At 31.0% G+C, this 11,102-nt stretch carries 10 protein-coding genes; all 10 read right to left on the minus strand.

Annotated features, from left to right (window positions below; genetic code table 11):
- The coding region (locus NEH75_RS10590; protein ID WP_262948854.1) for a hypothetical protein at positions 1-376 on the minus strand (376 nt) is incomplete at its 3' end.
- Positions 377-382: 6 nt separating this feature from the next.
- Entirely contained in the window at positions 383-2,680 is a 2,298-nt protein-coding gene (locus NEH75_RS10595; protein WP_262941095.1) for a VirB4-like conjugal transfer ATPase, CD1110 family, read from the minus strand.
- A gap of 4 nt (positions 2,681-2,684) precedes the next feature.
- Positions 2,685-3,188 carry a PrgI family protein gene (locus NEH75_RS10600; RefSeq protein WP_155062381.1) on the minus strand — a complete coding sequence of 168 codons (504 nt, stop codon included), beginning with the start codon at positions 3,186-3,188 and terminating at the stop codon, positions 2,685-2,687.
- A gap of 17 nt (positions 3,189-3,205) precedes the next feature.
- Positions 3,206-4,012 carry a VirB6/TrbL-like conjugal transfer protein, CD1112 family gene (locus tag NEH75_RS10605; RefSeq protein WP_155062382.1) on the minus strand — a complete coding sequence of 269 codons (807 nt, stop codon included), beginning with the start codon at positions 4,010-4,012 and terminating at the stop codon, positions 3,206-3,208.
- 51 nt (positions 4,013-4,063) lie between these two features.
- The gene (locus NEH75_RS10610) at positions 4,064-4,276 is read right to left on the minus strand and encodes a hypothetical protein (protein WP_155062383.1); all 213 of its coding nucleotides are present in this window, start codon (positions 4,274-4,276) and stop codon (positions 4,064-4,066) included.
- A 26-nt stretch (positions 4,277-4,302) separates the two neighbouring features.
- Positions 4,303-6,042: a VirD4-like conjugal transfer protein, CD1115 family gene (locus tag NEH75_RS10615; protein WP_155062384.1), complete on the minus strand. Its 1,740-nt coding sequence runs from the start codon at positions 6,040-6,042 to the stop codon at positions 4,303-4,305.
- Positions 6,039-6,479 carry a PcfB family protein gene (locus tag NEH75_RS10620; RefSeq protein ID WP_155062385.1) on the minus strand — a complete coding sequence of 147 codons (441 nt, stop codon included), beginning with the start codon at positions 6,477-6,479 and terminating at the stop codon, positions 6,039-6,041. The genes NEH75_RS10615 and NEH75_RS10620 overlap by 4 nt, the downstream gene beginning before the upstream one ends.
- A 482-nt stretch (positions 6,480-6,961) precedes the next feature.
- On the minus strand, positions 6,962-7,090 hold the full coding sequence (locus NEH75_RS10625) for a hypothetical protein (RefSeq protein ID WP_262941096.1): 129 nt from the start codon (positions 7,088-7,090) through the stop codon (positions 6,962-6,964).
- A 13-nt stretch (positions 7,091-7,103) separates the two neighbouring features.
- On the minus strand, positions 7,104-7,340 hold the full coding sequence (locus NEH75_RS10630; RefSeq protein ID WP_155062386.1) for a hypothetical protein: 237 nt from the start codon (positions 7,338-7,340) through the stop codon (positions 7,104-7,106).
- 186 nt (positions 7,341-7,526) lie between these two features.
- Positions 7,527-11,102 (minus strand): SpaA isopeptide-forming pilin-related protein (locus NEH75_RS10635; RefSeq protein ID WP_262948855.1); only part of this gene is annotated, 3,576 nt, incomplete at its 5' end.

The raw sequence follows: 11,102 nt of genomic DNA on the forward strand, positions 1-11,102 counted from the left end.
ATGATTGCTGACTTTCCTTAACTCCATATTTATTATTGGAATTTAGCTTAGAGGTATGAGGATTGGCTACAACCTTTGATTCTAATGATTGCTGACTTTCCTTAACTCCATATTTATTATCAACTAATATTTTTTCTTCGGTGTTAAAGTTATTATATCTTCTTTGTACTCTCGAAACTTGATTTAGTTTACTTTGTGTCAAAAAGATATTTTTATCTCTCAAAGAGATTACATGAAAATCTTGTTTTGATATATTAACTTCACTTTTAAATTGTTTTAATTTGGAGGTCTTAATTTTAATTGTAAATTCTTCTCTATTACGCTCGATAATAGGTGATTTTGATTGGTGATCTTTAAATTTTAATTTTTGATTCACTCATTATCACTCCTGAACAACTTCTTCAATCTTAGTTGTCATCACTCGATATAATTCTGTATTTTTAGGAAAATCATCAATAAATGGAATAATATTTCCGCCGGCTCTTAATAATCCATGACCATGATCTACGTTTGTAACGTATGATAATTGTTGAGGACTTAAATTTAATAACTCTGCTAATTTTTCACGATCACTAGACGCTTGATTCAATAAGATTGTAAATTCACTATTTGATAACATATTTCGTGCAACATCAGACAATAATAAATCTTCTACGTTCTGTGTAATTCCTGTCGGAATTGCCCCCCACTTTCTAGCACGTTTATATAACTCAAATAAATAATTTGCTGAATAATCATTTTGGAATAAGATATAAATTTCATCAATATATATCCATGTTCGTCTACCAATGGCACGATTCTTTGTAATACGATTCCAAATTTGATCTAAGACTATTAACATTCCCATAGTTTTTAATTGTTTTCCCAAATCTTTAATATCAAATACAATAAAACGATTATCTAAATTAATATTTGTTTGATTAGAAAATACAGATAAACTACCATCAACAAAAATTTCCATTGATAACGCTAATTGTTTTGCTTCTGCTTCCGGTTGTTCAGTTAAAATTTTATAGAAATCTTTTAAAGTTGGAACTTCATGCTTGTTAGGATTAGCGAAATACTTGGCATAGGTCAATTTAACTGCTCGGTCAATTAAACCTTTCTCGGTTGCCGATAATCCCTCTCTGCCACCAATAAGAACTTCAAATAAAGATAAAATAAATTCTGACTTTAATAATAATGGATTATCTTCATCTGAATAGTCCAATGTAATATCAAATGGATTAATATAATTTTTTGAACCGGCTGATATATGAACAACTTCACCTTTCATTAAATTAGCAATAGGTGTATATTCACGCTCCGGATCAATAGCAATTACATCATCTTCTGTTGTTAATAAAGTCTTAACAATTTCTTCTTTTGCAGTAAATGATTTCCCCGATCCTGGTGTTCCTAAAATAAATCCATTTGCATTTTTTAATGTTTTTCTATCAAAGAAAATTAAGTTTCTACTAATTGCATTTAATCCGTAATAACTTCCATGCTCTTGAAAAAGTTCTTGCGTAGTGAATGGAATAAAAATTCCTGTACTTGACGTAGTTAAAGTACGCTTTAACTCTAATAAATTCACTCCAACTGGTAAAACTGAATTTAAAGCATTATCTTGTAGATAAGATAAGTTAATTAATTTACAACTATGTCTATTAGCAACTGTTCTGATTTGTAATAATAACTGTTCTAATTCATCAAATGTAGGTGCTGATAAATTAATTAAAATTGTAACTTTTAACATCTTTTGATTTTTTTCTCTTAAATCTTCTAATAAATTTGTTGCTTCTGTAATTGAATATTTTAATTCATATGGAATCATGTCCGGATCATAGCCATTTTTAAGAGCTTTTTTCTGTTCAGTTACTTTTTGTTGTTCCATTAAAACTAATTTATTCTTAACAATAGCGAGTGCTTTATCTTTTTCTACACTTGTCATATGTAAGCTAACTGTAATATGACCGGATAAATCCGTTAAATCAGTGATTAATCTATCTGATAGGTCTGTTGGTAATTCTATAATTCCAATAGTTTGATTATAGTAATTATCAATTTCAACATAATTCTTATCACTAAAGTTTAAACTGTGTGGAGCAATAAAATCTTTAGTAGTTAAATTACTTTCTAATAGATAATCATATGAAAATGTAAATTTCTCTGTTGGTTTTAAAATACGTTGAATTAATTCTAATCTTTCTAATCCATTTAGTGGGTATACTTCACAACCTAAGGATTTTAACCTTCCCATAATATCAACTTCAAGTCTTGAAAACTGCATAACTGCACTTTCGTAGCTATCTGATTGTGTCGTTAAAGTAATATATTTCTCACGAATAATACTATTTTGACCTTTCATAGCCTTATCTGCTAACATCATATTAAACTCTGTTCGATAAGCATTATATTGATCCTCTCTTAATGGAATTAACATTCCATTTTTAAAATCTTCCGGATCAATATGACGATTAAATACTGTCATCTGAATTTGAATTTCCGAATCAAAAGAATTTAAAAATTCGCAGTAACGAGAGAAAACGTCAATTTGTTCATCACGACAGGCCGTTTGATAATTAATATCTGAAAACTTAAAAGTACGAGAATAACTTCCATTACCTAAATAACAAATTCCATCTTCAATCATACGCTCATAACAAATAGATGATTGAGTGTTTTTTGCTTTCGACATTAATTTATTTTGTTTGTTTATGTTTTGATTTTGCTTTTCTATATTCTTTTTTCGCACGTCTAATCTGTTTCCTTGATTCTTTGATGTGGAATTTTTGGTCTTTAGTGCTTGATTTCCATTCTCTACATTCTTTGAAATTGGTTTTAGTATGTTTCTTAACATTTTTCTTCACCCCTTGTTCTATTTCAAAATCTTTCAAAATTTTATTTAAGTCTGTACTAAAATATCTTTTTTTCTTTGAAAAATAAAATCTAATAATATTTAAGGCATATTTCTCAAACGATAACCCATCTTTCTTTACGAATCCAACTAACCAAATTGGAACAATGATTAGCATAGCGATTGGTTGTCCTACCTTTTCACCTAATAGTTTAGTAACATTAGGATAGATAATTAACATAGTACCAATAGCAACAAATGAAGCTAATATTTGCCTACCAGTTAATCCAAAGATAATCTTTCCCTCATATTCCGTAATTTCTTTAGGAATTTTGACTTCAAGTGACATATACGCTCACCTCCCCATTACATAGCATTACAGATTGATTTAGCAAGCCTTGATGTTCCTCCAAGTGCAAAAGCAACAATAACTGAATAAAACATACATTGCCAAAGAGTATCCGATATATCATTACCACCTATATGTCCTATCAACATTGTTAAGAAATTTAATAATAAGAAAATTAATACACCTTGTAATGCGACAGCAGTATATCCTTTAAGGAAATTCTTTCCAATTTGTCCAAATTCATCACTAGGTAATGTTGAGATTGGTATTGGGCAAATTGCTAAATAAAGATAAAGTTCTAACATCCTAACAGTAATCATAACTTTGATATACAACATAGCTAATGAATTAATTACCCAAATAATAAATATCTGCATAGATATTCCAATTTGACCTAAAAAGCCAACGTCCTTTAAACTTTGTTTAAAGGAATCTAAATCAACCGATCCAAACGTCTGATTTGCTCCCAAAGAAATATCACTTATAACTGCTAAATTTATATCAAAAATTTTTACTAATATATCAAATGAATTCTGTAATAATACTGAACAAATCATAAATTTAATAATCAGTTTAGATGGAACTTCTAGCCCCATTAAACCATTCATATTACTTCTTTGTGTAATATTAATAAATTCTAGTGCTACAAATAAAGCCATGATTGCTAAACCAATAGGAAATGTAATGGTTGAACATATTGTTTTTACCCCTTGAAAAATAGAAGAATTATACTGTTGCAATCCTTGTGACAATGATCCGTCAATCCCTAGACTATTAATGCTATCTAAAATTTGTTGAATCCATTCGATAATAGTATTTTCCATATTATCACCTCATTTTTTAATTAAAAAAAAGCTACTATATAGTAGCTTTTTTTATGAGATCATGCTTGGTAACATAAATCCAACTGCACAAATAACTGCTCCACCAACTAATGTCCAAATTCCAGAGTTAGTATCACCACTGTTTTGATTTTTTAATCCTTGAATTAATTGAATTAATCCAAAAGAGGCATAAAGACCTCCACCCCACTGTAATCCTGTCACCACTAAGTTAAGTAATTGTAATACCATATTCGCACCTTGCATTTTAAAATCCTCCTAATATCAATTTTTTATTCAATTTCAAGTACATTTTTCGTTTTATTAATCCATTCAATATTTGATTGACTTTTCTTTATATCTTCAAAACTGTAATAATTTTTCTCGTCATAATCAGCTAATTCCTTATAACGTTTATGACTTTCTAATTTAAACTTTTTAGATTTGAAAGGTTTTACACCTCGAATAAATAATAAACATTCATCAGTTTTTAGTAATCCGACCTCTTCCGGAGTAATTAAATCTCGTCCTGTTTTATTATGATTAACAGTCGTACTTCCACTATTTCCTTTACTCTGATTTATTGTTACAAAATCAATCGTTGCCTTTCCAACTTTAGACGATATACTTTTTTGTGTTTCTTCTTCTCCACTTCCTAAAAATAAAAACGTATCACAGTTTCCTACAATAGTTCCGGCTTGTTCCTTATAAATTCCTTTTAATTGGGCCATATTTTGAAGAATAACACAAGCTGATATTTCACGACTTCGGATTGTAGCAATCAATTTTTCAAAGTTAGGAATTTGACCGATATTCGCAAATTCATCCAATAAACATCTAACATGAACTGGTAATCTTCCCTTATATTTATCATCAGCTAGATTACATAGAAGATTGAACATTTGAGTATACATAATAGCAACTAAGAAATTAAATGTTGTGTCTGTATCATCAATGATAATAAACATAGCAGTTTTTTTCTCACCGATTGTATGTAAATCCATTTCATCATAAGACGTGATTTCACGCAAAACATTAATATCAAACGGTGCTAACCTTGCCCCAACTGATATTAAAATACTTTTTGCAGTCTTTCCGGCGGCTAACTTGTATTTTTTATACTGTCTAACTGCAAAATGATTAGGCTCTTTGACTTCTAAATCTTCAAATAAAATATCAACTGCACACTTAAATTCTTCATCATCTTCTCGAACTTCCATTTCATCTATCAAATCAATCAAAGTTGCAAAATTATGTTCTTCCTCCGGACATTCGTAAAATATATAACCAATTAAAGCCTGATATAATAATCTTTCTGCCTTAACCCAAAAATCTTCTTTACCTTTTTCATCACCATTAGTATTTAAAATCAATGTATTCACAAATTTTAAAATATCTTTTTCCTCTCGAATATAAGCAAAAGGATTATAGTGCATAGATTTTGAAAAATTAATTGTGTTAAAAACTTTAATATCATATCCGGCTTGTTCCATCATTTTTCCACATTCTAATAAAACTGTACCTTTAGGATCAGTGATTACGAAACTAGAATGTAGTTGCATAAGATTTGGTTTTAAAAAGAAACGTGTTTTACCACTTCCAGAACCACCAACAACTAATATATTATTATTTCTTAACGTTTTACGTGTATTGATAGATATTCCCTCTGTTGCAGTAAGAATCATATGATTGTCTTTTGATTTTTCAGTAAATGGCTTTATATCTTCATTAGTGGCCCAACTCGCAGAACCATGTTCTATCCCTTTCATATGAGTTTTTTTATTTAATTGATTACTAGAATAAATAGCAATACACAGTAAAATTACTATGGCACTCACTATTAAGGGAATTTGATCTAAACTAATAAAAAATGGTCTGCTAGAAATATCACTCAATAAATTTTCCAGTGCAAAATTTAAGTTAGAAATTGGGTTCGGATTTAACTGATAATCTTTACAGAGTAAAAAAAATAAACGATTACTTAAAAAACCTGTTAAAATTGAAATAATTGAAATACCTAGATATTTTGTCATCTTGATAATTCCTGTTTTTTAGTTTTTATTTTTTGCTGATTTTTTTGTAGTTTTCTTTCTTGCAACTGTTCTTTTATTGTTCCTTTTTCTAACTGCTCCATAGCCTTATTAATATGTTTTTGTAAACCATATTGAATTTGGTTAACATCTTTTGCTTTAAAATAGACATAATGCTGATTATCCTCACTTGGACTTTTGACAACAGAAAAGTCAACACCTAATTTTTTAAGCTGACGTTGTAACCCTTTTATATCTTGATTGGCTACCTCAATAAAATCTAATGTAATATCTTTTTTATTTAATGATTTTAAAGATTGTTTTCCGTTATTTAAACTTTCTAATACGTTTTTTAATACCATTAATAAGGCTTTTTTACTCAAATCAGAAGAACTTAAAGCACACCGGACTACTTTCCCTGTCACTTCATCTACAAGCATATAAACACCTCATTTCGACATTTTAATTTGCTTTCTAATGATAAAATAACATTGTTGCAATGTTTTACTCTGTATACTCTTAAAGAAAAAGACTACCTAAGATTAGGTAGTCTTTTTTAATTATCCAATGGAATCACCCCCTTTCAAGGCATAAAAAAACAACTATTTGCTAGTTGTTTTTTGAATTAAAAAAATGATATTGCCATAGCTATGGAAAAATCCATACCTAAGCAAAATATAACTTTAATAATATTCGATAATTTAAGATCAATATATCCATACCATATTTTCAAATTACAATAACCGTATAAAACTACTAAACTAATAAGCCTTATTAAAAACAGTAAGCAAATACTTCCATTAATAAATACATTATTTGAATCACTTATTACTGATAAAGAAACAAGAACCATAGCACTATTAATTGATAATCCTAAAAAACTGCCATAGTTATATTTTAAATACTCAAAAAAATCTTTCAATTAAACTTCTTCTCCAATCTCATATGATTCCTCAAACCTTTTTTCAGCCTTTGATCCACCAATGACAGCCATAATTGGTACTACTCCTAAAATAAATAAAATAAATCCTCCTAATAACCAACCCAACATTATAAATCACTCCTTATAATTTTAATTTAACTAATTTACGATTGATATATATAATTAAATCAATCATAAATTCATATTCGCTTTTCCAAACTTCTTTTGATGATAATAATAGCATTAAAATTGATTTTTCGACTAATTGAACCGCTTTTGTCCTTACTCTCAAATCATCTTTCATACCACTTAGTAAGCATATTGAAATTTGCCTACTTTTTAATAATTGATTTTTTAATACTCTTAAATCATTTATCATTAATTAATTCCTCCTTATCTTTACAGTGCTATTCATGATAGGTTAGACAGACAAGAATCGAAAGTTTATAGGGATAAATTATTTTAAGGAGAACATATGAAAAATTAACTTATCTCGTCTGCCTAACCTATCATTCCAACGGATCAATGTCCGTTGGAAAAATAGGCATAAAAAAAACAACTAAGCTTAGTTGTTACGTTTACGTTTTTTAGTTGCTACTGCTGATCCTACGATTACTAATGCAAGTCCACCAATCATTAACGTATTTTGATCAAATCCTGTTTGTGGCACTTCAACAATCGCTTTATCAAGCATTGTTACAATTAACTCTCCGTTATCATCTGTTACAGTAAATTGAATATCATCTGCTAGCTGATAACCTTTTGGTGCTTGAACTTCGTGTAAAGTATATGTTCCATGTGCTAATCCCTCAATAACATACGCTTTTCCATCTGTAATAAACTCACGAACAACTTCACCTTTATCATTAATAATTTGTAAATGAGCACCAGTTAATAATTTACCATTTTCATCTACTTTTTCAATGATTGTTTTTGTTAATTCGTCCGTAACCTCTAATATAGTCACTCCATTATCATCAGTTACCGTAAATTCAATGTCTAAAATCTTTTGGAATCCGTTAGGAGCAGTAATTTCACGTAAGATGTAATCTCCATGCTCTAACCCCTCTACTACCTTTGTTTCATCAGTTGTTGTCCATTCTTCGACTACTTCACCAGTAGCTTTATTGATGATTTGCATTGTTGCTCCAAATAGTTTATTTCCATCTGAATCAAATTTATCAATTTCTACTCGTGTCAATTCATCCGTAACTTCTAATACTGTAACTTTATTTTCATCAGTTATCGTAAATTCAATATCTAAAACTTTTTGGAATCCGTTAGGAGCAGTAATTTCACGTAAGATGTAATCTCCATGCTCTAACCCCTCTACTACCTTTGTTTCATCAGTTGTTGTCCATTCTTCGACTACTTCACCAGTAGCTTTATTGATAATTTGCATTGTTGCTCCAAATAGTTTATTTCCATCTGAATCAAATTTATCAATTTCTACTCGTGTTTGTAAATCTTGTCCTTGCACTTTAACAGTTTGAGGTTGATCGTCAACATAAAATGCTACATCTTCCATTAATTTATAACCACTTGGTGCTGATACTTCGTGTAAGATATATTCTCCATGCTCTAATCCTACAAGTTCATGTGATACATCTGTCGATACCCACTCATCCACTAATGTTCCATCTGCTTTAAGCACTTGTAACGTTGCTCCTTGTAAAGCAACATCTAATTCATCTACTTTTAAGATTTCAATGTGAGTTTGTAAATCTTGTCCAATAATTGAAATTGGACTTGGATTATCTGTTACTGTGAACGGAATATCTTCCATCAAAACATAACCACTTGGTGCTGATACTTCGTGTAAGATATACTCTCCATGTGCTAATCCTACGATCTCATGTGCTTTATCTGTTGAAATCCATTCTTCAACTAACACTCCATCTTTCGTTAAGACTTGTAATGTCGCTCCGACTAATGGATCACCATTTTCATCTACTTTTAAAATACCAACACTTGTCAATAAATCTTGTCCTTGAATTTTTAAAATTTCTTGCTTATCTGTTACTGTGAACGGAATATCTTCCATCAAAACATAACCACTTGGTGCTGACACCTCATGGAAAATATATTCTCCATGTGCTAATCCTACGATTTCATGTGCTTTATCTGTTGAAATCCATTCTTCAACTAACACTCCATCTTTCGTTAAGACTTGTAATGTCGCTCCGACTAATGGATCATTATTTTCATCTACTTTTAATAATTCTGTAACTGTTTGTAAATCTTTACCTTTTACTTTTAAAATTTCTTGCTTATCCGTTACTGTAAATGGAACGTCTGACATTAACATATAACCACTTGGTGCTGACACCTCATGGAAAATATACTCTCCATGTGCTAATCCTACGATCTCGTGTGCTTTATCTGTCGATACCCACTCATCCACTAATGTTCCATCTGCTTTAAGCACTTGTAACGTTGCTCCCACTAATGGATCATTATTTTCATCTACTTTTAATAATTCTGTAACTGTTTGTAAATCTTTACCTTTTACTTTTAAAATTTCTTGCTTATCCGTTACTGTAAATGGAACGTCTGACATTAACATATAGCCACTTGGGGCTGACACCTCATGGAAAATATACTCTCCATGTGCTAAGCCTACGATCTCATGTGCTTTATCTGTCGATACCCACTCATCCACTAATGTTCCATCTGCTTTAAGCACTTGTAACGTTGCTCCCACTAATGGATCATTATTTTCATCTACTTTTAATAATTCTGTCACTGTCTGTAAATCTCGTCCTTGTACCATTAAAGTTCTAGGCATATCCGTTACTGTAAATGGAACATCCGACATTAACATATAGCCACTTGGGGCTGACACCTCATGGAAAATATATTCTCCATGTGCTAAGCCTACGATCTCATGTGCTTTATCCGTTGAAATCCATTCTTCAACTAGCTTTCCATCTTTCGTTAAGACTTGTAACATTGCTCCGACTAATGGATTGCCTTTTTCATCTACTTTTAATAATGATGTTACTGTCTGCAAGTCTTGTCCTTGTACTTTTAAGACCACTGGTTCATCTGTTACCACAAATAGAACGTCTGTCATTAATGTGTAACCACTTGGGGCTGACACCTCATGGAAAATATATTCTCCATGTGCTAAGCCTGTCACAATATGAGCAGTATCTTTTGAAATCCATTCCTCTACAACTTTTCCATCTTTCGTTAAGATTTGTAATGTCGCTCCCACTAATGGATTGCCTTTTTCATCTACTTTTAATAATGATGTTACTGTCTGCAAGTCTTGTCCTTGTACTTTTAAGACCACTGGTTCATCTGTTACCACAAATGGAACATCTGTCATTAATGTGTAACCACTTGGGGCTGACACCTCATGGAAGATATATTCTCCATGTGCTAAGCCTACAATTTGATGTGCTTTATCCGTTGAAATCCATTCTTCAATTAACGCTCCATCCTTTGTTAAGACTTGTAATGTCGCTCCAACTAATGGATTGCCTTTTTCATCTACTTTTAATAATGATGTTACTGTCTGCAAGTCTTGTCCTTGTACTTTTAAGACCACTGGTTCATCTGTTACCACAAATGGAACGTCTGTCATTAATGTGTAACCACTTGGGGCTGACACCTCATGGAAGATATATTCTCCATGTGCTAAGCCTGTCACAATATGAGCAGTATCTTTTGAAATCCATTCCTCTACAACTTTTCCATCTTTCGTTAAAATTTGTAATGTCGCTCCCACTAATGGATTGCCTTTTTCATCTACTTTTAATAATGATGTTACTGTCTGCAAGTCTTGTCCTTGTACTTTTAAGACCACTGGTTCATCTGTTACCACAAATGGAACATCTGTCATTAATGTGTAACCACTTGGGGCTGACACCTCATGGAAAATATACTCTCCATGTGCTAAGCCTGTCACAATATGAGCAGTATCTTTTGAAATCCATTCCTCTACAACTTTTCCATCTTTCGTTAAGACTTGTAATGTCGCCCCCACTAATGGGTTACCATCTTGATCTACCTTTAATAATTCTGTTACTGTTTGTAAATCCTGTCCTTGTACTTTTAAGGTTTGTGCCTTATCCGTTACCGTAAATGAAACATCTGTCATTAACATATAGCCACTTGGGGCTGACACCTCGTG

The sequence above is a fragment of the Turicibacter sp. T129 genome (assembly GCF_025594975.1).
Taxonomy (GTDB): Bacteria; Bacillota_I; Bacilli_A; order MOL361; family Turicibacteraceae; genus Turicibacter; species Turicibacter bilis.